This is a genomic window from Oerskovia paurometabola, assembly GCF_016907365.1.
GTDB classification, from domain to species: Bacteria; Actinomycetota; Actinomycetes; order Actinomycetales; family Cellulomonadaceae; genus Oerskovia; species Oerskovia paurometabola.
The window spans coordinates 1,246,300-1,272,557 of sequence record NZ_JAFBBV010000001.1 but is presented as its reverse complement, the minus strand read 5'-3'; the positions used below and the strand labels follow the sequence as shown (position 1 = coordinate 1,272,557).

The window sequence follows — 26,258 nt, the reverse complement described above, 5'->3', positions numbered from 1 at the left end:
TCGGCTCGTCGTGGCCCGACGACGCAGGGTCGCAGGGCCACGACGCCGGGGTCAGCGGTAGTCGCCGAAGTCCAGGTCCTCGAGCGGGATCGCCTCGCCGGAGCCCATGCCGAGCCCCTGGAAGTCGATCTCGTCGTAGCCGAAGCTCGGGTAGAGCTCCGTCTTGGCCTGCTCGGTGGGCTCGACCTCGACGTTGCGGTAGCGGGGCAGGCCCGTACCGGCCGGGATGAGCTTACCGAGGATGACGTTCTCCTTGAGGCCGAGGAGCGGGTCACGACGACCGCTCATCGCCGCCTCGGTGAGGACGCGCGTGGTCTCCTGGAAGGAGGCCGCCGACAGCCACGAGTCGGTCGCGAGCGACGCCTTCGTGATACCCATCAGCTCGGGACGGCCGGAGGCCGGCTGGCCACCCTCCGACACCGCGCGACGGTTGGCGTCCTCGAAACGCCCACGCTCGGCGAGCTCGCCCGGGAGGAGCTGCGAGTCGCCCGAGTCCAGCACGGTCACGCGACGCAGCATCTGCCGCACGATGACCTCGATGTGCTTGTCGTGGATGTCCACGCCCTGGGAGCGGTAGACCTCCTGGACCTCGTCCACCAGGTGCTTCTGGGTGGCGCGAGGGCCGAGGATGCGCAGGACCTTCTTCGGGTCGACGGCGCCCTGGACCAGCTGGGTGCCGACCTCGACGTGGTCGCCGTCGCTGACGAGGAGGCGCGAACGCTTCGTCACCGGGTAGGCGAGCTCCTCGGAGCCGTCGTCGGGGGTCAGGACGATGCGGCGCGTGCGCTCCGCCTCGTCGATCGTGATGCGACCCGAGAACTCCGCGATGGGGCCCTCACCCTTCGGGGTACGTGCCTCGAAGAGCTCGGTCACACGGGGCAGACCCTGCGTGATGTCGTCCGCGGAGGCCACACCACCGGTGTGGAAGGTACGCATCGTCAGCTGCGTGCCGGGCTCACCGATCGACTGGGCCGCGATGATGCCGACGGCCTCGCCGATGTCGACGAGCTTGCCGGTGGCCAGCGAGCGGCCGTAGCACTTGGCGCACGTGCCGACGCGGGACTCGCAGGTCAGGACCGAGCGGACCTTGACCGTGTCGATCCCGGCCGCGAGCAGGGCGTCGATGACCAGGTCACCGGCGTCGTCCCCCGCCTTGGCGATGACGTGGCCGTCCGCGTCCTCCACGTCGGAGGCGAGGGTGCGCGAGTAGATGCTCGTCTCGACCTTGTCGTGACGGACCAGACGGTCGCCGATCTTCTCGCCCACGGGCAGCGTCAGGCCGCGCTCGGTGCCGCAGTCCTCCTCGCGGACGATGACGTCCTGCGACACGTCGACCAGACGACGGGTCAGGTAGCCCGAGTCGGCGGTGCGCAGTGCGGTGTCGGCGAGGCCCTTGCGGGCACCGTGCGTCGCGATGAAGTACTCGAGGACCGAGAGGCCCTCGCGGTAGTTGGACTTGATCGGGCGAGGGATGATCTCACCCTTCGGGTTCGCCACGAGGCCGCGCATACCGGCGATCTGACGGACCTGCATCCAGTTACCACGAGCACCCGAGCCGACCATCGTGTAGACGGTGTTGCGCTCGGGGAAGCTCGCACGCATCGCGGTCGCGACCTTGTCGGTGGCCTGCGTCCAGATCTCGATGAGCTCCTGGCGACGCTCGTCGTCGGTGATCAGACCGCGGTCGTACTCCTGCTGCACCTTCAGAGCACGAGCCTCGTGCTCCTCCAGGATCGCCGCCTTCGCCGCGGGGGTCGCGACGTCGGAGATGGCGATGGTGACACCCGAACGGGTGGCCCAGCGGAAACCGGCCTCCTTGAGAGCGTCGAGCGAGGCAGCGACCTCGACCTTGGGGTAGGTCTCGGCGAGCTCGTTGACGATCGTCGAGAGCTTCTTCTTGTCGACGATGCCGTTCACGTAGCCGTAGCTGACCGGCAGCGTCTCGTTGAAGAGCGCACGGCCGAGCGTCGTGGCGAAGACGAACGGCTCCCCCGGGACGAAGCCCTCGGGGGCCTCTCCCTCGGCGAAGACCAGCCCGTCCATGCGGATGCTGACCTCGGCGTTCAGGTCCAGCGAGCCGGCGTCGAAGGCCATGATGGCCTCGGCGACCGAGCTGAACGCGCGCCCCGCACCCTTGGCATCCTTCTTGTCGTTCGTCAGGTGGTACAGACCGATGATCATGTCCTGCGAGGGCATGGTGACCGGACGGCCGTCCGACGGCTTCAGGATGTTGTTGCTCGAGAGCATGAGGATGCGTGCCTCGGCCTGGGCCTCGGCCGACAGCGGCAGGTGCACGGCCATCTGGTCACCGTCGAAGTCCGCGTTGAACGCGGCGCACACGAGCGGGTGCAGGTGGATGGCCTTGCCCTCGACCAGCTGGGGCTCGAAGGCCTGGATGCCGAGACGGTGCAGCGTCGGTGCACGGTTGAGCAGCACGGGGTGCTCGGTGATGACCTCTTCGAGGACGTCCCACACGACCGGGCGAGCACGCTCGACCATGCGCTTGGCGCTCTTGATGTTCTGCGCGTGGTTGAGGTCCACGAGGCGCTTCATCACGAACGGCTTGAAGAGCTCGAGGGCCATCTGCTTAGGCAGACCGCACTGGTGCAGCTTGAGCTGCGGGCCGACCACGATGACCGAACGGCCCGAGTAGTCGACACGCTTGCCGAGCAGGTTCTGACGGAAACGACCCTGCTTGCCCTTGAGCATGTCGGAGATCGACTTCAGCGGACGGTTGCCGGGGCCCGTGACCGGGCGACCACGACGGCCGTTGTCGAAGAGCGAGTCCACAGCTTCCTGCAGCATGCGCTTCTCGTTGTTGACGATGATCTCCGGGGCGCCCAGGTCGAGAAGACGCTTGAGGCGGTTGTTCCGGTTGATCACGCGGCGGTACAGGTCGTTCAGGTCCGAGGTCGCGAAGCGGCCACCGTCGAGCTGCACCATGGGGCGCAGGTCCGGCGGGATGACCGGGACGGCGTCCAGCACCATGCCCGTGGGCGAGTTGGTGGTGGTCAGGAACGCGTTGACGACCTTGAGGCGCTTGAGCGCACGGGTCTTCTTCTGGCCCTTGCCGCTGCGGATGATCTCGCGCAGGAGCTCCGCCTCGGCGACCAGGTCGAAGTCCTGGAGACGCTTCTGGATCGCCGCGGCGCCCATCGAGCCCTCGAAGTAGTTGCCGTAGCGGTCCTGGAGGGCGCGGTAGAGCATCTCGTCGCCCTCGAGGTCGGCGACCTTGAGGTTCTTGAAGCGGTCCCAGACCTGGTCCAGGCGGTCGAGCTCGGCGTCGGACCGCTTGCGGATCGCCGCCATCTCACGCTCGGCCGAGTCGCGGACCTTGCGGCGGGCGTCGGCGCGAGCGCCTTCGGCCTCGAGCGCGGCCAGGTCGGCCTCGAGCTTCTGGGCACGGGTGTTGATGTCGTTGTCGCGACGGTCCGTGATCTCCTTCTTCTCCAGGTCGATCTCGTTCTGGAGGTTGGGGAGGTCTTCCTGACGGCCCTCGACGTCGACCGAGGTGATCATGTAGGCGGCGAAGTAGATGACCTTCTCGAGGTCCTTCGGTGCCAGGTCGAGGAGGTAACCGAGGCGGGAGGGCACACCCTTGAAGAACCAGATGTGCGTGACAGGGGCGGCGAGCTCGATGTGGCCCATGCGCTCACGGCGCACCTTCGAGCGCGTCACCTCGACGCCGCAGCGCTCGCAGATGATGCCCTTGAAGCGCACGCGCTTGTACTTGCCGCAGTAGCACTCCCAGTCCCGGGTGGGGCCGAAGATCTTCTCGCAGAAGAGTCCGTCCTTCTCGGGCTTGAGGGTGCGGTAGTTGATGGTCTCAGGCTTCTTGACCTCGCCGTGAGACCAGTCACGGATGTCGTCTGCCGTGGCCAGTCCGATACGCAGCTCGTCGAAGACATTGACGTCGAGCAAGGTGGTCCTACTTCCTTCGTCTGCCGGCCTGTCCGGGGTTCGTCCCGGCCGGCGCGGTGGAGGTGCTACAGAGTGTCGGGTGGCGGTGGGGGCGTCCGTCCAGGGACGCCCCCACCGCTTCCGAGATCAGATCTCGTCGATCGTGGATGCTGCGTTGGGGCGACGCGACAGGTCGATGCCGAGCTCCTCGGCAGCGCGGTACACGTCGTCGTCGGACTCACGCATCTCGATGGAGACACCGTCGCTCGAGAGCACCTCGACGTTCAGGCACAGCGACTGCATCTCCTTCAGGAGGACCTTGAAGGACTCCGGGATGCCCGAGTCGGGGATGTTCTCGCCCTTGACGATCGCCTCGTAGACCTTCACGCGGCCCGGGACGTCGTCGGACTTGATCGTCAGCAGCTCCTGGAGGGTGTACGCCGCGCCGTATGCCTCGAGCGCCCACACCTCCATCTCGCCGAAACGCTGTCCACCGAACTGCGCCTTACCACCCAGCGGCTGCTGCGTGATCATCGAGTACGGACCGGTCGAGCGGGCGTGGATCTTGTCGTCCACCAGGTGGTGGAGCTTCAGGATGTACATGTAGCCCACGGAGACCGGCTCCGGGAACGGCTCGCCGGAGCGGCCGTCGAACAGACGTGCCTTGCCGTCGCGGCCGACCATGCGGTTGCCGTCACGGTTCGGGAGCGTCGTGGAGAGCAGACCCGTGAGGGCCTCCTCCTCGAGCCCGTCGAACACCGGCGTCGCCACGGGGCGACCGGGCTCGGACGAAGCAGCGACCGCGGGGACGTGCTCCTTCCAGGACAGGTCGCCCTCGCCGGCTGCGCCGTCGGTCTGCGAGATGTCCCAGCCCTGCTTCGCGACCCACCCGAGGTGGGTCTCGAGGACCTGGCCGACGTTCATACGACCGGGGACACCCAGCGGGTTGAGGATGACGTCCACGGGGGTGCCGTCCTCGAGGAAGGGCATGTCCTCGACGGGGAGGATCTTCGAGATGACACCCTTGTTGCCGTGACGCCCGGCGAGCTTGTCGCCGTCCGTGATCTTGCGTCGCTGCGCGATGTACACGCGGACCAGCTGGTTCACGCCGGCGGGCAGCTCGTCGCCGTCCTCGCGGTTGAACTCGCGGACGCCGATGACGGTGCCGGACTCGCCGTGGGGAACCTTGAGCGACGTGTCGCGGACCTCGCGGGCCTTCTCGCCGAAGATGGCGCGCAGGAGGCGCTCCTCCGGGGTCAGCTCGGTCTCGCCCTTGGGCGTGACCTTGCCGACGAGCACGTCGCCTGCGCCGACCTCGGCACCGATGCGGATGACACCGCGCTCGTCGAGGTCCGCCAGGACGTCCTCGGAGACGTTCGGGATGTCCCGCGTGATCTCCTCGGGGCCGAGCTTCGTGTCGCGGGCGTCGACCTCGTGCTCCTCGATGTGGATCGAGGACAGGACGTCGTCCTGCACGAGGCGCTGCGACAGGATGATCGCGTCCTCGTAGTTGTGGCCTTCCCAGGACATGAACGCGACGAGCAGGTTGCGGCCGAGCGAGAGCTCGCCCTCGTCGGTCGCGGGGCCGTCGGCCAGCACGGAGCCGACCTCGACACGAGCACCCTCGTCGACGACGACGCGCTGGTTGTACGACGTGCCCTGGTTCGAGCGACGGAACTTCGCCGCGCGGTAGCTCGTCGTGGTCGCGTCGTCGTTCGCGACGACGATCAGGTCAGCGGAGACCTCGGTCACGACACCGGGCTTGGTGGCGACGATGACGTCACCGGCGTCGATGGCTGCACGACGCTCCATGCCGGTGCCCACGAGCGGGGCCTCGGAACGGACCAGGGGCACGGCCTGACGCTGCATGTTGGCACCCATGAGCGCGCGGTTCGCGTCGTCGTGCTCGAGGAACGGGATGAGGGCGGTCGCGACCGACACCATCTGGCGCGGCGAGACGTCCATGTAGTCGACCTCGGTGCCGAGGACGTCAGCCGTCTCGCCACCCTTGGTGCGGACCAGGACGCGCTCGGCGCGGAACGAACCGTCGGCGTTGAGCTCGGTGTTCGCCTGGGCGATCACGTAGCGGTCCTCGTCGTCGGCCGTCAGGTAGACGACCTCGTCGGAGACCTGGCCCTTCTCGACCTTGCGGTACGGCGTCTCGATGAACCCGAACGGGTTGATCCGGCCGTAGGAGGCGAGCGAGCCGATCAGACCGATGTTCGGGCCTTCAGGGGTCTCGATGGGGCACATGCGGCCGTAGTGCGACGGGTGGACGTCACGGACCTCCATGCCGGCGCGGTCACGGGACAGACCGCCCGGGCCCAGCGCGGACAGACGACGCTTGTGCGTCAGGCCGGCGAGCGGGTTGTTCTGGTCCATGAACTGCGACAGCTGCGAGGTGCCGAAGAACTCCTTGATCGACGCCACCACGGGGCGGATGTTGATCAGGGTCTGGGGCGTGATCGCCTCGACGTCCTGGGTCGTCATGCGCTCGCGCACGACGCGCTCCATACGGGACAGGCCCGTGCGGACCTGGTTCTGGATGAGCTCACCCACGGCGCGGATACGACGGTTGCCGAAGTGGTCGATGTCGTCGGTCTCGACGCGGATCTCGACGGGCTCGCCGGCACGCGTGCCGGGCAGGGTCGTGACCTCGGCGTGCAGGGCGGCGAGGTACTTGATCGTCGCGACGATGTCCGTGACGGACAGCGTGGAGTCGCCGAGCGGCGCGTCGACGCCGAGCTTCTTGTTCGCCTTGTAGCGGCCGACCTTTGCGAAGTCGTAGCGCTTGGGGTTGAAGTAGAAGTTCTCGAGGAGCGAGCGACCGGCCTCGACCGTGGGCGGCTCGCCCGGACGGATCTTGCGGTAGAGGTCGACGAGCGCCTCTTCCTCGGTGTGGACGTGGTCCTTCTCGAGCGTGTCGAGCACCGACGGGAAGTCCGCGAACTCCTCGCGGATCTGCGACTCGGTCAGGCCGAGGGCCTTGAGCAGCACGGTGACGGACTGCTTGCGCTTGCGGTCGACGCGCACGCCGACGGCGTCACGCTTGTCGATCTCGAACTCCAGCCACGCACCGCGCGACGGGATGATCTTCGCGGAGTAGATGTCCTTGTCGCTGGTCTTGTCGGCCTGGCGCTCGAAGTACACACCGGGCGAACGGACGAGCTGCGAGACGACGACGCGCTCGGTGCCGTTGATGATGAAGGTGCCGCGTGCGGTCATGAGCGGGAAGTCGCCCATGAAGACCGTCTGGCTCTTGATCTCACCGGTGTTGTAGTTCACGAACTCCGCGGTGACGAAGAGCGGCGCGGCGAAGGTGAAGTCCTTCTCCTTGCACTCCTCGGCCGTGTACTTCGGGGGCTCGAAGCGGTGGTTGGAGAAGGAGAGAGACATGGAGGAGCCGAAGTCCTCGATCGGGGAGATCTCCTCGAAGATCTCCTCGAGACCCGACGTCGCGGGGACGTCCTGGCGACCGGCGGCGGCCGCGGCGTCGACGCGTGCGCGCCACGCCGGGTTGCCCAGCAGCCAGTCGAAGCTCTCGGTCTGGAGCCCGAGCAGGTCGGGCACCTCGAGAGGCTCGTAGATCTTGGCGAAAGATACGCGCCGGGAAGCGGTGCGGTTCGCGATAGCGTCGGCGGACGGAGCAGAAGGGGTGCGCGAGGCAGCCAAGAGGGGTCCTTCCCTGCAGATCGATTGCACGCTGTACGCTGCGTGGCTGGAGGACCTCTTCCCCCTGAGGCTGCCGTGGTGCACGATGGACGCACACCGAAGACGGTCCGGGCAGTACAGAGGGTGCCGAGGGCACACGCGAGCGCAAAGCGCTAGCATACCCGGCCCAGTCAAGCGTGTCCAGCGACGCGAAATCACGGCCTGTCAAGACCGTCGTCACGCCACTGCACTCCCCCACCGGGCCGGTGAGGACATCTTCTCGGTGGCCGCCATATGCCGCCCAAGAACACGAAGAGACTCCCTGCCCGACGGCGCCCGCACCTTCCCGTGGAAGGCGGGCTCCGGCGTCGGGCCGGAAGACGAAGAGGCGACGAGAGGCCCGCACCCCCGAAGGGATACGGGCCTCGTCGCCTGTGCTACCTGTCAGGTCGCGCGAGGCGACCTGTCATGCGATACCGCCCCGAGGGGCAGTGATCACTTGACGGTGACGGTTGCGCCGGCGCCCTCGAGGGCAGCCTTGGCCTTGTCAGCAGCGTCCTTGGCGACGTTCTCCAGGACGGGCTTGGGGGCGCCGTCAACGAGGTCCTTGGCCTCCTTCAGGCCGAGGCTCGTGAGGGCACGCACCTCCTTGATGACCTGGATCTTCTTGTCGCCGGCAGCCTCGAGGATGACGTCGAACTCCGTCTTCTCCTCGACCTCCTCGGCGGCAGCGGCCGCGGGGCCTGCGACGGCGACGGCGGCCGGAGCGGCCGCGGTGACCTCGAAAGCGTCCTCGAACGCCTTCACGAACTCGGAGAGCTCGATGAGGGAGAGGCCCTTGAACTGCTCGATGAGCTCTTCGGTGCTGAGCTTCGCCATGATGGCGGTCCTTTCGGTTGGTGCTCGGCAGCGGCCCTGTCAACGATCCACAGAGCCCTGCTGGAAGCAGAGGGGGTGTGTGCGTGCTGCGCGATCCTCAGACGAGGATCAGGCGGCAGCGCTCTCCGATTCCTGCTTGAGGCGCAGGGCATCGATGGTGCGGACGGCCTGCGAAGCGGGCGCGTTGAACAGGTATGCCGCCTGGTAGAGCGGCTGCTTGAACGCGCCGGCCAGCTTGGCCAGCAGGACCTCGCGGGACTCGAGGTCCGCGAGCTTGGTGATCTCCGCAGCGGTCAGGGAGCGCCCGTCGAGGACACCGCCCTTGATGACCAGTGCGGGGTTCGCCTTGGCGAAGTCACGCAGGCCCTTGGCCGCCTCGACCGGGTCACCGGTCACGAAGGCGATGGCCGAGGGGCCCTTGAAGTCGGCGTCGATCTCGATGCCGGCTTCCTTGGCCGCGATGGCGGTCAGCGTGTTCTTCACCACGGCGTAGGTTGCGTTGCCGCTGAGCGACCGACGCAGCTGCTTGAGCTGCGCGACGGTGAGCCCGCGGTACTCGGTCAGCACGGCCGCGTTCGACTCGCGGAAGTTCTCCGTGAGCTCTGCGACTGCGGCTGCCTTGTCCGGCCTCGCCATGGCAATCCTTCCGGTGGTGGTGCCACCGGTCTCCGCAGGGCGGGGGCCCTGGGGGGTGAGGTCCTGCGGAGACGAGAAGAGCCCCGCGCAGGCGCGGGGCTCGAAGTGCAGGCTCTCGCCCGCTCCGTGAACTCTCACCTGCGCTGGCCTCCGCACTTCTGCGGGACTTCGGTCCGGACTGCAGCTGACGAGTCAGCGGGCAGGACGGTACGACCGGCGGTCTTGGGTACTGGACCAGGGTACGTGACGCGGGCGCGTGCTCCAAATCCGGTCCGACGGCGGCGCGCAGCACGCGCAGTCCGGCGGCGCGCGGTGGTGCGCCGCCGCCCGGGCCGCCCGCCTCAGACCGCGAGGGGCCCGAAGCAGACGAGGGGCACGGGCTCGTCCTCGTGCGCGATCGCGGTCGCGAGGGCGTCCCCCGGCGTGGCCCCGGAGCGCAGCCGGCCGTGGAACTCGGGCATGACGCGCGCGGCGACGTCGTCCCGCAAGGGCGCCACGCTCGAGACCACGGCCGCTGCCCCGAGCCGGAGCAGGACGCTCGTGAGCCCGAGGGGTTCACCACCGATCCGGACCGTCGACAGACCCGCCTCGCAGGCCGAGAGGACGACCACGGCCCCACGGAGGTCCACGCCGTCCAGCTCGTGCGCGAACAGCGGGCCGTCCGCGAGCCGCAGCGAGGAGAACAACGGGTTGTCGGTCTCGTGCCGTCCGTGGGTCGCGAGGTGGACGACCGCCGCGGACGGCAGCTTCTCGACCGTGGCCGAGCACGTGGCCTCCTCGCCGGAGAGGACGGTCGCACGATCCCACGTCTGCGCGACCGCCTCCGCCTCGGTCACGGCGGCCCGCAGCCCCGGTCCGGCGACGACCACGACGTCCGGCTTGGTCTGGTCGACCGCCGCCTCCTGCAGATCGATCCACGAGTTGACCCAGGTCCGACGTCCTGCACGTGAGGGCAGCGAGGACCACGGCACCGCGAGGAGCAGGTCCCGCGCGGCGATGTGCAGGTCGCCCTGCGCGTCGATCGGCGCGAGGACCTCACGGTCCAGCCACGCCAGGCTCCGGTCGAGCGACGCCCGGGCGGCGGCCCGCATGGGCGCCGGGATCAGGGCGTTCGACAGGACGTCGAGGTCCGCGCGCGTGCGCCGGATACGCTCGCCGACCTCCGCCATGGAGGCCAGCCGGATCATGCTCAGCCCCGAGGCGTCCGCACGCAGGACGCGCAGCGCCTCGTCCGCGACGACGAAGTTCGCGACGACCGTCGACGGGCTCGCCGTCGACAGGGCGCGGCGCAGGCGGCGCGCGGTGACGGCGGTCGGCGTCGCCGCTCCCCCGCCGTCCTGCCAGGCTCGACGCCGTGCGGCCTCCTGCAGGCGTCGGGCCTCGTTGAGGTGCGCACGACGGCGTTCGAGACGTTCACCCGACGGGTTGGCCCCCAGGAGCCTGGCCGACTCGATCTCCTGGCGCGCACGCGTGAGGAGATCGGCGGACTCGGCGTCGGACGGCGGTACGACCCTGCCGCTGCCTGCGACGGTCGCGCGCCCACGCTCCACGGCGTCGAGCAGCGCCGAGGCGCGCCCCGTCCGGAGCGCCGCGGCCACGTCCACGTGCCCCAGACGTACCCCGTGGACCGCGGAGGCCGTCACGGCGTCGACCGACCCCAGCCCCTCGCGGTGCTCCGCCAGCATGCGCTGACCCTTGCGCACCGCACGGAGCGCGGCAGCGCGGTCCCCGGTGTCGAACGCGAGCTGGGCCGCGACGGCCTGGTGCTGCAGTCGCAACGGCAGCGCCACACGCCCGAGGTGGCCCGGGACGTGCGAGAGGATCTCGCGCGCACGCGTCGGGTCCTTCGCCGCGAGGAGCCACTCGGCGGCGAGAAGCTGCGCAGGGACGGTCACCCCACGTCCACCGGCCTCACCGAGCGCAGCACCCACGTCCGCGAGAGCGAGCGCACGGGCGGCCCGACGGCGCGCCATGCCCACCGAGACGCCCGTCGAGCGGTCCTCGGCCAGCCGCGCCTGAAGCTCGGCCACCCGAGCACGGGCGGCCCAGGGGTCGTTGCCGATCCGGTCGAACCGCGCCGCGGCCGCGCGCGCCTGCCGCTGCGCCTCGGTGTAGCGGCGAAGTCCCACGAGGCACTGCGCACGCAGGAGCTCGACCTCGGCGACGTCCCTGACCATCCGGTTCCGGGCGAGGTGCTCGCGCGCCTCGGCGAGCGTCGCGTCCGCGTCGGAGAGCAGTCCCGCCTCGAGGAGAACCTGCGACTTGTCGATCAGGCCGACCGAGGCGTGACGGTCCGGCGCGCCGCGCTCGGCCTCTTCCATGGCACGCAGGGCGGTCGGCAGGTCCCCCCCGAGGTACTTGGCGTAACCGAGGTTGTGCTGCGCCTTGGACGCGAGCAACGTGTCCCCCATCGCCTCCGCGCGACGAACCACTTCGGCGAGGTCGGCCTCGGCGCGATCGAGGTTGCCCAGCTCGAGGTGCAACGAACCTCGGTTGAGGAGGAGGACGGCGGCGTCGAGCGGCCTCGCCACGTCGATGAACCGAGCCGCGGCGTCCATCTCCTCGACCGCCTCGACGACCCGGCCGGTGCGCAACCTGAGCAGGCCACGCTGCCCGCCGACCACGAGCTGCAGGTCCTCGGGCCCGTGGGCCTCGACCCACACCTGGGCCTCTTCGAGCAGCTCGAGCGAACGATCGACGTCGCCCTCGTGCTCGAACCTGGAGATCGCCAGACCGATCAGCGCACGGACGTGGGCATAGCTGTTGTCCGGGTCGTCGGCGAAGGCCGCCCCCTCGAGATCCGCCAGGACGGAGCGGAAGAGCTGCGCGGCCCGAGCATGACGGCCCCGCGCGTTGGTCGCCGACGCGAACTCGAGGCGTGCGCGCAGGGTCCGGCCACCGCTGCGCGCCACCCCGTCACCTCATTCCGCGGTCACCGCCGTGGGGACCAGTCCAGTGGCCAGGGTAATGGACTGCCACAGCCATGCGCAGCGTCCTGGGGCTCCTTCACCCGGTACCACGTCGCTCGGCGACGTCGGGTCGGCCGCCGAGTCGTCCAGCAGGTACGACGCGAGCTCGCCTGCCAGCACCGGCGCGGCGAACGACGTACCGCTCCAGCTCGCGAACCCGCCCTGGAACCCTTCGGGGTCGATCGTGGCCCGGTTGCCCTCCGACCAGAGCTCCTTGAGCCACCGGCTGGGCGCCACCGCACCGTCCATCGTCGTCGGTGCCGTGGACACGAGAGCCGACCCGGGACGCACGCACGTGACCCACGGCCCGTCGTTGCTGAACAGCGCGGTCGTCCCGTCCGGGTTCTGCGCCCCGACCGTGAGCACCGGCGGCTCGTCCCGCGAGAGCGAGACGCCCGGGAGAGGTACGGGCGGCGTCTGGCGGCGGTCGATCCGCGGTGCGAACGCCGCGGGGTAGCTCGGCCTGGTCTGTCCGTCGTTCCCGGACGAGACGACGACCAGCACCCCGTAGCGCCGGAGCGCCCTCAGAACGGTGCCGAAGGGAGCGTCGAAGTCCGCGTCCTCCGGTCGCTCGTGGTAGTACCCGAGGGAGAGGACCAGGACGTCGATCGGGGCGTAGCCGTCCCGTCCGACGAGGCCCAGCACGTGCCAGAGAAGTACCCGACGCAGAGAGCGCAGGAGGTCCCGCTCGGGGATGACTCCGGCGCCGCCGTAGAGACGGGGGGCCAGGATGACCGCGTCGGGGCACTTCTGGTGGACGAGACCGGCGATGAACGTGCCGTGCCCCGCGACCGGGTCCAGCGGTCCGGTCAAGGGAGAGATCGACACACCCCCGATCTCGGGGTCCTCGTAGTCGTACTCCGTCTCCGGGAGGACGGACAACGGCTCGCCGAGGAGCTCGGGGTCCCGCACGACGATCGTCCCGCGGGACTCCGGGGCGGCGTCGAACCAGGGGTGCGCACCCACGCCGGTGTCCAGGACCGCCACGACGGGGCGGCGGGTACCGTCTGCCGCCGTGAAGTCGTCGGCACCGACGGCGAGGCGTCGTGCGGGGACGGGGCCGACCCAGTTCACGGGCGTCCGGCCCCCCGAGCCAGGGTTCGCGTACTCGGCGGTCCCCGTGACGGGGAAGGGCTGGGTGTACGGGAAGGGCTGCGTGTAGGGAAAGGGCTGCGTGTACGGGAAGGGTTGGGTGTACGGGAAAGGCTGGGTGTACGGGAAGGGCTGGGTGTAGGGCTGGCCGCCGATGGCCGGTCCTGCCGACGGCGCGATCATGTGGTCGAGCCCCACCCGCGGGCTGCACCTGTCGTCGGGGCACAGGCGCCCGCCGAGCTTCTCGATGACCTTCCAGGCATCGGGGAGCTCGCCCTCGCTGCCGCCCTTCTGCCGCAGGCGCGCCGACAGCCCGAAGACGCGTCGCAGGTCGCGCGTCGTCTCAGGGTCGAGCCCTGCCCGGGTGATGAGCTCCGCGTCGCTCCTGCTGGCCTCCTCGACCTCGACCGTCAGGTCGAACCTCGCCGCGGCCTCCTCGAGCCAGCGCAAGGAGCGGTTGCCGGTCAGGTCGTCCGGTGACTCGGGGACCAGGACCCGGTCCCCCACGTACCACGTGGGGTGAGGGGAGGACTGCCCGGCCCGCCGCGGTGCGGTGATCGGGTCGAGCGTCCGCGTCCGCCACTGCAGCCGGTTCGGCCGGTCACCGAAAGGCCGCCCTCCCGGTGGTACCGGCGGCGTGGCCGACTGATCAGGGGTCTCACTCATCGGTGCTCCAATGCACGAAAGGGACTACCGTCGGGTCGATCGGCCCGGCGTTGCGAGGCGAGAGCGACGAGCCGTACGACTACAGCTCGATGATCGGCGTCGTCACGGCGTCGCCGTCGCGGCCGGGGGCGCGGAGCAGCAGACTGGCAGGACCAGGCCCGACGGCGTCGAAGACGAACCGGCCGTCCTCGTCGGCGACGGTCGAGACCATCCCGTCCGGTCGGTGCAGCTCGACCGTCAGCTCTGCGGCCGGCGCGGCCCAGCCGTCGATCCGGATCCGACCGTCGTCACGAGCGGACAGCGTGATCATGACGGTCAGGGACTCGGCCGTGAAGGTGATGGTGCGCGCCTCGACCGGCGGCGCCTCGCCCCGGACGGACATCTCCGGCACGCGGACGTACTCGAGCTCCATGACCTCGGCCTCCAGGCCTGCGAGCGTGATGGCGAACAGCGACCGCTCGACGAGCCCGTCGGGTACCGGGTCGAGCGTCGCGTGGATGCGGGCGAGATCCGCCAGGATCTCGAGGTCTACGGCGTCCAGCGGTTCCTCGGGGCTGTACCCCAACGGTGCGCTCATGGTGTTTCCCATGTCCTGTCCCCCTGCTCGCTCTCGATGATGTCGCGGAGCTTTGCCAAGCACCGCCCACGGTTGGACCCGATGCTGCCCACCGGCATGCCGATGGCGCTCGAGATGTACTTGTAGTCGGGTCGGTCCGCCAACGAGATCAGCCGGAGGAGCTGCTGACAGCGCTCCGGCAGCTGGAGGACAGCGCGCCACAGGTGGCGGTCGCGCTCCACGTCGAGGACCTGGGCCTCAGGGGTGGGGTCGGAAGAGGGCAGGGTTCCCGTGGGCCCCTCGAGCATGTCGTCGGGCAGCTCGGTCCGGCGCTTCTGGTCGTCCCGCTGCTTGCGGACGGCCTCCCAGGCCCCGCGCTTGGCGGTCACCAGGAGCCACTTGAGCACGGCGTGCGGTTCCTGGATGGTGTGAGCGTTGCGCACGAGGGCCATCCAGGTGTTCTGGACGATGTCGTCGGCCTGCTCGCGGACGACTCCCTGGGCCCTGACCGTGTGCCACAGCAACGGGGTGGCCTCTCGCACGAAGTCGGCCAGTGCCTGGTGCTTGCCCTCTCGGTAGTCGAGCAGGGCGGCCGCGGCGCGATCTCCGAGGCTCACCTCCGGCTCGTCGACTTCCGGGACGTCCTCGGTGATCCGTGTCATGGCTGGGTGCGCCGTTTGCTCTCGGTCGTGCGCGGGTGATTCGGGGGAACCCGATTCTAGAGGCGTCTGCCCAGGTGGGACAAGCATTTCTGCCACGGCAGGACCTCCCTCCAGCTCGTGCTCACGCACGCTCGACGCACCGGGCCGGTGGAGCACCGGACCGCTTCCTGCCGGGAGAGAGGGACCGGCGGCGCGTTTGATACATGCTCGCGAGACGCTTCTCGAGGTTCACCCTGGACGGCCTCGGTGACCTGCTCCCCGCGACCCGAGCGACGTCGTCGGGACGCGGGGCCTCGCGTGTACGGGTACGCGACCCGTAGGGGGATCCCCGTACCGCTCGCGGCCAGAAAGTGGTGGAACCCCTCATCACAGGCGTGACGCGGCTCACGTAGCGTCGGCATGGCCGACCCAGATCGGACCACTCGGACGGTCCCGGTGAGACGACGACGTCCCGGACCCCTGCAAGAGGAGCACCACGTGAGAACCCATCGCCACACCGCCGACGGCGCCCGCCGCCCGGCCCGCCTGCTCGCGGCACTGACCGCGGCCACGGTCGCCCTCGGCGGCCTCGCGCTCGCCGGCACGAGCGCCCAGGCCGCCCCGCAGCCCGCGGCGCAGCCCACGACCGTCGCGGCCGCCGCCGCGCCGGGCCACCAGTGGCTCACGGGCTACTGGCACAACTTCAACAACGGCTCGGTCGTCATGCCGTTGAGCGACATCCCGCCCGCCTACAACCTGGTCGCCGTCGCGTTCGCCGACAACCTGACCGGCACGCCCGGCGGCATCACGTTCAACCTCTCGACCGCCGAGCTGAACGGGTACACCGTGCCCCAGTTCAAGGCCGACGTCGCGGCGATCCGGGCACAGGGCCGCAAGGTCATCCTGTCGGTCGGTGGCGAGAAGGGGAACGTCATCGTCTCCAACGCGACCGAGGCGAAGAACTTCGCCGACACCGCGTACGCCCTCATGCAGGAGTACGGCTTCGACGGCGTCGACATCGACCTCGAGCACGGCATCAACGCCACGTACATGTCGAGCGCGCTGCATCAGCTCTCGGCCAAGGCCGGCCCGAACCTCATCATCGCGATGGCCCCCCAGACCATCGACTACCAGGCCACCTCGATGGGCTACTACCAGCTCACGCTCGCGATCAAGGACATCCTGACGATCGTCAACACCCAGTACTACAACTCGGGCGCGATGATGGGCTGCAACCAGCAGGTCTACAGCCAGGGCAGCGTCGACTTCCTCACCGCGCTGAGCTGCATCCAGCTCCAGATGGGCCTGCGCCCCGACCAGGTCGGCATCGGCGTCCCCGCCGTCCAGGCCGCGGCGGGTGGCGGCTACCAGCCCGTCGCGAACGTCATCAAGGCCGTCGACTGCCTCGAGACCGGGACGAACTGCGGCGCCTTCAAGCCCGCGACGCCCTACGGGAAGATCGGCGGCGTCATGACCTGGTCGATCAACTGGGACAAGAAGAACAACTACGCGTTCGCGACGGCCGTCGGTGCGCGCCTCGGCACGGGCTCCGGTGGTGGATCCACCGGCGGGACGACGGGCGGGACGACCGGCGGCACCACCGGCGGGACCACCGGCGGGACGACCGGCGGCACCACCGGCGGCACCACCGGCGGGACGACCGGCGGCACCACCGGCGGCACCACCGGCGGGACGACCGGCGGCACCACCGGCGGGACGACCGGCGGCACCACGGGCGCCACCTGCGCGGCCGCCCCCTGGAGCGCGACGACCATCTACACGGGCGGCAACACCGTCTCCCACAACGGCCGCACGTGGCAGGCCAAGTGGTGGACCCGCGGCGACGCTCCGGCCCCCAGCGACTGGGGCGTGTGGAAGGACCTCGGCGCCTGCTGAGGCCCCTCCACGGGAGGCCGACGACCCCCCTCGTACGACCCGAGCCGCTCGGTTCTCCACCCCGCCCAGGGAGTGGCGGACCGAGCGGCTCGGTGCTGTCCGCGGAGTCCTGCCCGCGAACCAGGCCGCTCACGCCCCCGCTCAGTCCACGGGGAAGAGCGACATCGTCAGCGTCGCGCCGTACGCACCCGGCGCCGTGTCGGCCGGCAGCTCGAGAGCGAGGTCGGCCGTGACGTCGGACGTGCCCTTGCGACCGATCGCGTCGGCACCGGCGAGGGTCTGCGGGACCGACAGCCCCGCTCCCCCGCTCAGCACCGAGGACACGCGCTGACCGACGACGACGCCCGGCTTGCCCAGCACCAGGCGAGGCGTCCAGCCGAGCTGCTCGGCACCGAACGTCGTCGTCCCCGTGGAGAACGCGGTCGACTGCCCGGACACGGCCCACCCCGCGGCCTCGAGGCGGGTGTCGGAGACGCTCACCACGGGCAGGGCCGCGGTGTAGGTCAGGTGGTCACCGTCGAGGCCGCCTTCGAGCGTCACGGGCGCGCCGTCGCTCGCCACCGTCATCGAGAGCCTGCCCTCGACGACGGGCTCCTCGACGACCGCCTGGAGCGCGACGCCCTCCGAGCCGGCAGGGTCGGTCCCGCCCTGCGCCGCGAAACGCACCTGGTCCAGGGCCCAGAACCAGTCGTTCGTCCCGCTGTAGTGGAACCGGTACTGCGCGGTCCTCGTCCCGGCCGGGACCTCCGTCACGATCGTGCGCTGCCCGTTGTCGCTCGCAGGGAACGCCGCCACCTGGACCGGTGCACCTCCGTCGAAGCTCACGAGCACTTCGGCGACCTGCACGCGGTCGTGACGGTAGGAGTGCTCGAAGCTCAGCACGGCCTGCTCCTTGCCCGCCACCGAGTACGCCGGCGTCACGAGCGTCGAGTCGAACTTTCCCGCGCCGTGGCTCTTGTCGTCCCACTCGTCGGAGTCCGCGACCGCGATCACGTCACGTCCGCGCGTGAAGTTCTCGCGCGCCTGACCCGGCTCCGCCGCGGACCAGAACGTCTGTGTCGTGAACGACCAGCCGCGCCACTCGGTCACACCACCTGACGGCATGGCCGAGTTGTCCACGCTCCAGCCGGACGGCGGCGTGGTCGTGAAGCCGAGCGTCCCGGCGGGGACGCCCGTCTCGTCGACGCGTGGCGAGAGCGCGGGGCGCAGGCTGTCGAAGTCGTCCGTGACGTCGTCGCCGATCGGGGTGCCGTCGAGGCCCCACGCGGGGTCCACCGCGACGCCCGCCTGCCGCATGACCGTCGGAGCGATGTCCGTGATGGCGAGGTTCTCCTGCCGTCCTCGCGCCTCGACGCCGTCTCCGGCCGCGATGACGAACGTCGCGCGCTCGGTCTGGGCCCGGCCGCCGTGGCCACCCGAGGGAAGGTGCCCGTGGTCGGCCGTCACGATGACGTTCCAGGTCTCGGCCGCCCGGTGGGGGCGGGCCTCGATCGCGGCGAGGACCCGCCCGATGCGGGCGTCCTGGACCTCGAGCTCGGCCGTGTACTGCGCGGCGTCAGCGCCGTGGCTGTGGCCCGCGCCGTCGATGTCGTCGAGGTGGATGAAGCTCACGTCCGGGTTCTGCGTCCCGAGGTACGTGACCGCGGCCTGCTCGGTCTTGACGTCCGAGCCTGTCGCGAGACGCAGGTCGATCCCGGCCGAGACGATGTCCCCGTTGCTCGCCGACGACGTGATCGGTGCCCAGGTCGAGGCCGCGAAGGTCGCGATGCTCGGGTCGACCTGCTCGAGACGGTCGAGGAAGCTGGGGTACTGCGCGTAGTTCTTGCCCGTGAACGAGTTGTCCCGGACGTTGTGCTTGTCCGTCCACACGCCCGTGAGGATCGTCGACCATCCCGCGCCGGACACCGTCTGGGCCCCGCGCTGGCTCACCTCCGCGGCGTCGCTCGTGGCGTACAGGAGGCTGTGCCCGTACGTCCCGCGCTGCATGAGCGCGTGGAGGTTCGGGGTCGAGGCGGCCTCGATCTTGTCGAGCCGTGCGCCGTCCAGGCCGATCACGAGCGTCTTGTCCGTACGAGTTCCCTGCAGGACGGGGGCGTCTCCCTCGGCCGCGAACGCGGCCGCTGGCACGAGGAGCGTCCCCGCCGCCAGGCTCCCGGCGAGTGCCAGGTGTGCGATCTTGCGCATGTCCAACCCTTCAGTCGTCATGGTGCACGTCATGGATGTGATGTCCGGACGGCGTCGCGAGACTCACTTGTCCAGACAGGCATCACTCTGACGGCGCCAAGCAGACCGGTGATGAACCGGGACGATCGAGACAGTGAACGTCTCCGGCCGGCGGGCTGCAGATCGCGTCACCACAGGAACGAACCGGGCATAACGGCTCTACGTCAGGCCGCGGCACCACGGCCGGCCACGCGCCGGGCCTCAGGACGACAAAAGCCCGACGGCGCCCCTCCCCGTGAAGGGGAGGGACGCCGTCGGGCTTGAAGAACGAGGCGATCAGGCCGCGTCGTCCTCGAGAAGCTTCGAGACCTTGGACTGGTCCAGGGGGATGCCGGGGCCCATCGTGGTCGAGAGCGTCGCCTTGGTGATGTAGCGGCCCTTCGAGGAGGACGGCTTCAGACGCAAGACCTCTTCGATCGCTGCGGCGTAGTTCTCCACGAGCGCCTTCTCGTCGAACGAGACCTTGCCGATGATGAAGTGGAGGTTCGCGTGCTTGTCGACGCGGAACTCGATCTTTCCACCCTTGATGTCCTCGACGGCCTTCGCGACGTCCATCGTGACGGTGCCGGTCTTCGGGTTCGGCATCAGACCACGGGGGCCCAGGACCTTACCGAGACGACCGACCTTGCCCATGAGGTCCGGGGTCGCGACAGCGGAGTCGAAGTCCGTGAAGCCAGCGGCCACCTTCTCGATGAGCTCGTCGCCACCGACGATGTCGGCGCCGGCCGCACGAGCCTGCTCCGCCTTCTCGCCGTTCGCGAAGACCAGGACGCGAGCGGTCTTGCCCGTGCCGTGGGGGAGGTTGACCGTGCCACGAACCATCTGGTCCGCCTTGCGGGGGTCGACACCGAGACGGAAGGCGACCTCGACGGTCGCGTCGTACTTGGTGGGCGAGGTCTCCTTCGCCAGGCGGACGGCCTGGAGCGGGGAGTAGAGCTCGTCGTGGTCGATCTTCTCCGCTGCGGCGCGGTACGCCTTGCTGCGCGTTGCCATCTGCTTCTCCTTCTCGAGCAGTCGTGGTCTACGGGTCCGCGCGGACCCTGCCACTGTCCCGGCGGGCGAACCCGCCGGGACCTGATGATTCATGACTGGCCGGCCAGGAGGCCGACCGAAGGACCGGTCAGGACCGGTCCGGAGGGGGTGGAGCTCAGCCCTCGACGGTGATGCCCATCGAACGGGCGGTGCCCGCGATGATGAGCGTCGCTGCGTCGAGGTCGTTCGCGTTGAGGTCCTCGAGCTTGGTCTGAGCGATCTCGCGCACCTGCGCAGAGGTCAGCTTCGCGACCTTGACCGTGTGCGGCGTGGGCGAACCCTTGTCGACGCCAGCGGCCTTCTTGATGAGCTCGGCGGCCGGCGGCGTCTTCGTGATGAAGGTGAAGGAACGGTCCTCGTAGACCGTGATCTCCACGGGGATGACGTTGCCGCGCTGCGACTCGGTCGCCGCGTTGTAGGCCTTGCAGAACTCCATGATGTTGACGCCGTGCTGACCGAGCGCGGGGCCGATCGGCGGGGCGGGAGTTGCGGCACCGGCCTGGATCTGGAGCTTGATCAGCCCAGAGACCTTCTTCTTGGGAGGCATGAGTGTTCCGTGCTTTCTGTGTCTGGGCCGACGCCGTGGGCGATGACCCGGTTGCAGGTGCTGTCGAGCAGGGTCAGATCTTGGCGACCTGGTTGAACGACAGCTCGACCGGGGTCTCCCGGCCGAAGATGGAGACGAGGACCTTGAGCTTCTGGCCCTCGGCGTTGATCTCGGAGATCGTCGCGGGGAGCGTGTCGAACGGACCGTCGGTGACGGTGACCGACTCGCCGACCTGGAAGTCGACCTCGAACGGCGCCTTGGCGGTCGCGGCAGGCTTGCCGGCCTCGGCCTTGGGCTCGATCGTCGGGGCCAGCATGGAGAAGACCTCGTCGTGCGTCAGCGGCACGGGCTGGTGGGTGTGCCCCACGAAGCCGGTGACACCGGGCGTGTGGCGCACCGCGCCCCACGACTCGTCGGTCAGGTCCATGCGCACCAGGACGTAGCCGGGGATACGGACGCGACGGACGATCTTCTTCTGCGCGTTCTTGATCTCCGCGACCTCTTCCATGGGGACCTCGATCTGGAAGATGAAGTCCTCCATGTTCAGGCTCTGGATGCGGTTCTCCAGGTTGGCCTTCACACGGTTCTCGTAGCCCGCGTAGGAGTGGATGACGAACCAGTCACCAGGCTTGGTGCGCAGGTCCTTCTTGAACTCCTCGACGGGGTCGAGGTCGTCGAGGACGTCGCCGTCCTCGTCGACGCGGGACTCGTCGTCAGCCTCGGCCGACTCCTCGTCCTCCACCTCGGTGTCCGGGGCGTCCTGCGCCTCCGCGTCCGCCTCGACCTCGTCGATGGCAGCCTCGGGCGCGTCGAGCTCGGCCTCGGCGCCTTCGGCGACGGGCTCGGTGGGATCGACGTTCTCCGCCTGGTCCAGCGACTCCTGGGACACGAACGAACCTGCTTTCTGCTGACTACACGAACATGCAACTGACGGGACCGGGACCGGTCCATACGCTCCGGGCGCGAACTGCTCCGGTGCCGCGAGAACCTCGCGGCACGGGGCGCCCTCCGGGGATCAGCCCCCGAAGACCCACAGGACGGCCTTGCCGATCCCGTAGTCGAGCACCGTCACGAACGCCATGACCACGGCCACGAAGACGAGGACGACGGTGGTGTAGGTGATCAGCTCGGAACGAGTGGGGGTGACGACCTTCTTGAGCTCCGCGATCACCTGACGGACGAAGAGCGCGATACGCGAGAAGATGTTGCCCTTCGTCGCGTCGCCCTTCTTCTTGTCACCGCCGGCGCGCACGCCTTCAGCACCCAGCGCCTCTGATGGCGATTCGCTCACTGTTCATCCCCACTACGTGACGTTGAAACCGAAACCGATGCTGACCTCTCGTGGTGTAACCCGTTACCGGACTACGCGCACGCCCCGGGAGGGACGACGCCTTGCAGGGCAGACAGGGCTCGAACCTGCAACCTGCGGTTTTGGAGACCGCTGCGCTACCAATTGCGCCACTGCCCTTCGTGATCGGCGTCACCCCGAGAACCTGCCGTGGAGGCAGAGAACATCGGGTGGACACCTGCCACCGAAGGAATACTGTACGCGAACCGAGCGCCGTGGTCGAACCGGCTCTGTCGCGCCCCGCCCGACACCGGGCCGAACCCGCTCGGGGCCCGCCGGACGGCGGGACCGGGCGCGAGCCCCGGCGAGCGCACGGCGATCTTCCTTCACGACCAGGGTAGAGGACGGCCGACCCTCACCGCAGGTTCCTCCCTGGATCGGCAGCAGGCCCTCCCGGTTCACCGAGCCTTCACACGATCTCCTCGCCATACTTGCCCCGAGTCCTCGCGCACGAGCGCGGACCGATCGGGACGAGAGGCCGACATGTCGGATGCCACGGTCGTACGCCGTACGCCCCTCGAGCGCATGCTCGACGGGATCGAGCGGGTCGGGAACAAGGTCCCGCACCCCGCCATCATCTTCCTGGGGCTCATCGCCCTGATCATCCTGCTCTCGCACGCTTTCTACCTCGCAGGGACCTCGGTCACGTTCGACCAGGCCCAGGTCGCCGAGCAGGTCGAGCCGAGCGGCGAGGAGCTCGTCGGCGACGCGCCGTACCAGAGCGAGGACCCGCAGGTCGAGCAGGTCACGGTCTCGGTCGAGTCGCTCCTGAGCGCCGACGGGATCCGGTTCATCTTCACGTCGCCCGTCGAGAACTTCAACGGATTCGGCGTGGTCGGGGTGATCGTGGTCGCCATGATCGGCGTAGGGCTCGCCGAGGAGGTCGGGCTGATCGGCGCCTTCATCAAGCGCCTCGTCAAGGTCACGCCGGCGCGCTTCATCACGCTCATCGTGGTGTTCCTCGGCGTGCTGTCCTCGATCGCGACCGACGCGGGCTACCTGGTCCTCATCCCGCTGGCGGCCGCGGTGTTCCACACGCTCGGCCGACATCCGCTCGCGGGCCTGGCGGCGGCGTTCGCGGGCGTGGGCGGCGGTTTCGGCGTGAACCTGCTCATCACCCCGATCGACGGCATGCTCGCCGAGATCACCAACGAGTCGATCGCGGACCCCGCGCAGCACGTCTCGATCACGGGCAACCTCTACTTCGCGATCGTCTCGACCATCGTGGTGACCTTGGTCGCGACGCTCGTGACCGAGAAGTTCGTCGAGCCACGACTGGGCACCTACCGCGAGGACGAGGCTCCCGCGGCGGACGACCACGACTCCGGCGGCGGCGCCGCCCCGGCTCCCTCGGGCGAGCTGACCGCCGCGGAGAAGCGCGGCCTGCGGTGGTCCGGGTTCGGTCTGCTCGGGGTCACGGCGCTCGTGCTGCTGCTGACGCTCCCGTCCTGGGGACCGTTGCGCAACCCTGAGACCGGCAGCCTGATCGAGGGCTCGCCCCTCATGGGCAGCATCATCTTCCTGATCCTGATCTACTTCTTCGTCATGGGCCTGTGCTACGGCAAGGGCGCGGGGACGATCACGAACAGCATGGACGTCATCAACCCCATGACGAAGACCATCGCGGGCCTGTCCGGGCTGATCTTCCTGCTGCTGATCATCAGCCAGTTCATCGCCTACTTCAACTACTCCAACCTGGGCACGGTCGCGGCCGTCAACATGGCCGACGCCCTGGAGCAGGCGAACCTCGGGACGGTCCCCCTCATCATCGGGCTCATCGCGATGACGGCCGTGATCGACATCTTCATCGGCGGGGTCGTGCCCAAGTGGGCCATCTTCGCCCCGATCTTCGTGCCGCTGTTCATCCAGCTCGGCATCTCGCCCGACCTCGCGGTCGCGGCCTACCGCGTGGGCGACTCCCCCATCAACGTGGCCACGCCGCTCATGCCGTACTTCGCGCTCATCGTCATCTTCGCCGAGCGCTATCGCAAGAAGGTCGGCGTGGGCTCGATCATCTCGCTCATGCTGCCCTACACGGTCGCGCTGCTGCTCGTGTGGACCGCCCTGCTGGTCGGCTGGTACCTCCTGGGCCTGCCGCTCGGCCCGGGCGCGGAGATCTACCTGCAGTGAGGCACGGGGCCCGACGGCGGAGCGTGCGTCGTCGGGCCCGGCGCCCTGCTCCCGTGGTCCGCACGCCGGACGTGACGGGACGCTGCCGGCCGCCGCCCGCCGAGCGGGGCGCAGGCTCCCCTCACGGCCGCCAGACCAGCGGTACGAGGAAGACCGCGACCACGAGGTACACGACCAGCACCGGCAGGCCGAGCCGCCAGTAGTCACCGAACCGGTATCCACCGGGCTCCATGACCATCATGTTGCCGGGCGTGGCGACCGGGGTCAGGAGAGCGGCAGCCGAGGCGACCGCGACGCACATCAGGAGCGGCACGGGCGAGATCCCGAGCTCGACGGCCACCGACCCGGCGACCGGGATCATGACGAGCGCCGTGGCCATGTTGCTGATGAGCTGCCCGAGCACCGCGCACAGCACGAAGATCCCCAGGAGCAGGAGCGTCACCCCTCCCCCGCCGACCACGTCGATCAGCCCGGTCGCGACGATCTCAGCGGCCCCGGTCGCCGTGATCGCGGTCGACAGGGGGATCATGCCGGCCACGAGGATCACGGTCGTGAGCGAGATGGACCGCTGCGCCTGACGCGTCGTCACCACGCGGAGCAGGATCATCGCGATCGCCGCACCCACGGCCGTGACCGCCGCGGGCAGCACGTCCGTGGCGAGCGCGACCACCATGAGCACGAGCACCACGACGGCCGGGACGACGCGGCGCCCCAGGGGGGCGGCCTGGCGGCGGATCGTGTCCGGGGTGTCCACCACGAGGACGTCCGGGTCGTCGGCGTGCCGGTCGAGCGCCTCCCACGTCCCCTGGAGCAGCAGGGCGTCACCCGCGCGGAGCACTGTCTCGTGCTCGTGCGGGTCCGCCGAAGGACGGTTCTCCCCGTCGTCCGCAGGCTCGAGGACCTCACCGAGCCGCTTCACCGCCAGGACCACGAGCTCGCCCGAGTCCGTCAGCATGCCCGGGAACACCCGCGCGCCGATCAGTCCCGAGCGCGGTCGGACGATGACCTCGGCGACCCCGTGGTCCCGCGAGACGAGACCGCAGACGACCTCCTCGCCGTCGGGCCCGGGCGGTGCCGGGAGGCCGTGCGAGGCCGCGAACGCCTCGACGCCCACGCGGCTCCCCCGCACCACGACGTGGCCGCCCGCCACGACGGCCGGCGCCGGACGACCCGCCGGGTCCTGCACCGCGACCGCGTGCACCGCCCGGTCCCCCGTGTCGATCGCGTCGGCCGCGACCCCGACGAGCGTCGAACCGGTCGGGACGTCCAGCCGCGCGATGACCCCCGACGGCGCGTACTCGCGCAGCAGCTCCGCGGGGAGCCCCGTGAGGTCGCGCGACAACGAGCGCGCGCTGCGGTCGGGCAGCAGGCGCGGGCCCCACAGCACGCACACCACGATCGTGCCCGCCAGGAGCGGGAGCCCGACCAGCGCGAACTCGAAGAACCCCACGCCGGTCCCCGTCTCCGCGAGCGCCGTCGCGGAGACGATCACGTTGACCGGCGTGCCCGTCAGCAGGAGGAGCGATCCCGCGTGCGCCCCGAACGCGAGCGGCAGGAGGAGCTGTGAGGGCGACCGCCCGAGCCGGGTCGAGAGGACCACCACCATGGGGAACAGCGCCGCGACGGCACCGTTGGGCGTCACGAGGGCCGACAGGACGGCCGAGAGCACCAGCATGAGCACCATGAGCCGGGCCGTCCCCGTGCCCGCCCGGTCGATGAGCTGCTGCCCCGCCCACGCCGTGATGCCGGCCGCGTCGAGCGCCTCGGCGACCACGAACAGCGCGGCGATGAGGACGACCGTCGGGGTGCCGAAGCCCGCGAGCGCCTCCTCGACCGTGAGGACCCCCGTGAGGTAGAGCGAGAGCGCGACGCCCAGCGCGACCACACCGACCGGCAGCCGGTTCCACACGAACAGGACCACCGCAGCCGCGAGGACCGTCAGCGTGATCGCGGCGTCGCTCATGCGGCCGACAGTAGCGGCCGCGACAGGCCGCAGCGCGACGGCGCGACGGGCGCGACGGGCGCGAGCGCCACCCCCGGCGTCCACCGGTCGGTGGACCCCAGGTCCACCCGACCGGTCGTCGCGGCGTGC

The 26,258-nt window shown here is 69.8% G+C and carries 16 protein-coding genes and 1 tRNA gene; 2 read left to right on the top strand and 15 right to left on the bottom strand.

The genetic code is table 11. From position 1 onward, the window contains the following. Positions 1–51: 51 nt before the first annotated feature. The 8 genes from JOD48_RS05660 to JOD48_RS05625 form a co-directional block, all read right to left on the bottom strand. Entirely contained in the window at positions 52–3,921 is a 3,870-nt protein-coding gene (locus JOD48_RS05660) for a DNA-directed RNA polymerase subunit beta' (RefSeq protein ID WP_191791534.1), read from the bottom strand. Positions 3,922–4,047: 126 nt separating this feature from the next. Then, positions 4,048–7,572: a DNA-directed RNA polymerase subunit beta gene (gene rpoB / locus JOD48_RS05655; RefSeq protein ID WP_191791536.1), complete on the bottom strand. Its 3,525-nt coding sequence runs from the start codon at positions 7,570–7,572 to the stop codon at positions 4,048–4,050. A 474-nt stretch (positions 7,573–8,046) separates the two neighbouring features. Then, a complete protein-coding gene (rplL, locus tag JOD48_RS05650; RefSeq protein ID WP_030151946.1) occupies positions 8,047–8,430 on the bottom strand; it encodes a 50S ribosomal protein L7/L12 in 384 nt (127 codons plus the stop codon). 108 nt (positions 8,431–8,538) lie between these two features. Beyond that, entirely contained in the window at positions 8,539–9,066 is a 528-nt protein-coding gene (rplJ, locus tag JOD48_RS05645) for a 50S ribosomal protein L10 (protein WP_191791537.1), read from the bottom strand. Between the two features lie 341 nt (positions 9,067–9,407). Further along, on the bottom strand, positions 9,408–11,978 hold the full coding sequence (locus tag JOD48_RS20105) for a CHAT domain-containing protein (protein WP_204808000.1): 2,571 nt from the start codon (positions 11,976–11,978) through the stop codon (positions 9,408–9,410). Positions 11,979–11,987: 9 nt separating this feature from the next. Then, positions 11,988–13,634, bottom strand: a complete 1,647-nt coding sequence (locus JOD48_RS05635; protein WP_204807998.1) for a S8/S53 family peptidase — start codon at positions 13,632–13,634, stop codon at positions 11,988–11,990. Positions 13,635–13,872: 238 nt separating this feature from the next. Next, positions 13,873–14,370 (bottom strand): carboxypeptidase-like regulatory domain-containing protein, encoded by a 498-nt coding sequence (locus JOD48_RS05630; protein WP_204807996.1) that lies wholly within the window; start codon positions 14,368–14,370, stop codon positions 13,873–13,875. Then, positions 14,367–15,011, bottom strand: a complete 645-nt coding sequence (locus JOD48_RS05625; protein WP_204807994.1) for an RNA polymerase sigma factor — start codon at positions 15,009–15,011, stop codon at positions 14,367–14,369. Before JOD48_RS05625 ends, JOD48_RS05630 begins: the two co-directional genes overlap by 4 nt. Before the next feature lie 477 nt (positions 15,012–15,488). Here JOD48_RS05625 and JOD48_RS05620 point away from each other — a divergent pair, with 477 nt between their 5' ends. Beyond that, on the top strand, positions 15,489–16,886 hold the full coding sequence (locus JOD48_RS05620; protein ID WP_204807992.1) for a glycosyl hydrolase family 18 protein: 1,398 nt from the start codon (positions 15,489–15,491) through the stop codon (positions 16,884–16,886). 141 nt (positions 16,887–17,027) lie between these two features. Here the strand turns inward: JOD48_RS05620 and JOD48_RS05615 are convergent, their stop codons facing one another. From JOD48_RS05615 to JOD48_RS05590, 6 genes are all read right to left on the bottom strand, one after another. Continuing rightward, positions 17,028–19,070, bottom strand: coding sequence for an alkaline phosphatase family protein (locus JOD48_RS05615; protein ID WP_204807990.1), 2,043 nt, complete (start codon positions 19,068–19,070; stop codon positions 17,028–17,030). A gap of 315 nt (positions 19,071–19,385) precedes the next feature. Next, positions 19,386–20,102, bottom strand: a complete 717-nt coding sequence (gene rplA / locus JOD48_RS05610; protein ID WP_191791553.1) for a 50S ribosomal protein L1 — start codon at positions 20,100–20,102, stop codon at positions 19,386–19,388. Positions 20,103–20,256: 154 nt separating this feature from the next. Then, complete coding sequence (rplK, locus tag JOD48_RS05605) at positions 20,257–20,688, bottom strand: 50S ribosomal protein L11 (protein ID WP_030151954.1); 432 nt, start codon at positions 20,686–20,688, stop codon at positions 20,257–20,259. Between the two features lie 73 nt (positions 20,689–20,761). After that, the gene (nusG, locus tag JOD48_RS05600) at positions 20,762–21,577 is read right to left on the bottom strand and encodes a transcription termination/antitermination protein NusG (RefSeq protein WP_191791555.1); all 816 of its coding nucleotides are present in this window, start codon (positions 21,575–21,577) and stop codon (positions 20,762–20,764) included. Positions 21,578–21,703: 126 nt separating this feature from the next. Then, positions 21,704–21,979: a preprotein translocase subunit SecE gene (secE, locus tag JOD48_RS05595; RefSeq protein WP_191791556.1), complete on the bottom strand. Its 276-nt coding sequence runs from the start codon at positions 21,977–21,979 to the stop codon at positions 21,704–21,706. Positions 21,980–22,083: 104 nt separating this feature from the next. Further along, positions 22,084–22,156, bottom strand: a tRNA-Trp gene (locus JOD48_RS05590). A 363-nt stretch (positions 22,157–22,519) separates the two neighbouring features. On the opposite strand from JOD48_RS05590, the gene JOD48_RS05585 reads away from it, so the two are divergent. Further along, a complete protein-coding gene (locus JOD48_RS05585) occupies positions 22,520–24,166 on the top strand; it encodes an AbgT family transporter (RefSeq protein ID WP_191791558.1) in 1,647 nt (548 codons plus the stop codon). Positions 24,167–24,287: 121 nt separating this feature from the next. On the opposite strand, the gene JOD48_RS05580 is transcribed toward JOD48_RS05585, so the two are convergent. Then, positions 24,288–26,129: an SLC13 family permease gene (locus tag JOD48_RS05580; RefSeq protein ID WP_204807988.1), complete on the bottom strand. Its 1,842-nt coding sequence runs from the start codon at positions 26,127–26,129 to the stop codon at positions 24,288–24,290. Positions 26,130–26,258 lie beyond the last annotated feature (129 nt).

Coding starts and splice junctions, on each gene's coding strand:
- rplL (WP_030151946.1), bottom strand. CDS start 8,430: ATGGCGAAGCTCAGCACCGAAGAGCTCATCGAGCAGTTCAAGGGCCTC.
- rplJ (WP_191791537.1), bottom strand. CDS start 9,066: ATGGCGAGGCCGGACAAGGCAGCCGCAGTCGCAGAGCTCACGGAGAAC.
- JOD48_RS05630 (WP_204807996.1), bottom strand. CDS start 14,370: ATGAGCGCACCGTTGGGGTACAGCCCCGAGGAACCGCTGGACGCCGTA.
- JOD48_RS05625 (WP_204807994.1), bottom strand. CDS start 15,011: ATGACACGGATCACCGAGGACGTCCCGGAAGTCGACGAGCCGGAGGTG.
- JOD48_RS05615 (WP_204807990.1), bottom strand. CDS start 19,070: ATGCGCAAGATCGCACACCTGGCACTCGCCGGGAGCCTGGCGGCGGGG.
- rplA (WP_191791553.1), bottom strand. CDS start 20,102: ATGGCAACGCGCAGCAAGGCGTACCGCGCCGCAGCGGAGAAGATCGAC.
- rplK (WP_030151954.1), bottom strand. CDS start 20,688: ATGCCTCCCAAGAAGAAGGTCTCTGGGCTGATCAAGCTCCAGATCCAG.
- JOD48_RS05585 (WP_191791558.1), top strand. CDS start 22,520: ATGTCGGATGCCACGGTCGTACGCCGTACGCCCCTCGAGCGCATGCTC.
- JOD48_RS05580 (WP_204807988.1), bottom strand. CDS start 26,129: ATGAGCGACGCCGCGATCACGCTGACGGTCCTCGCGGCTGCGGTGGTC.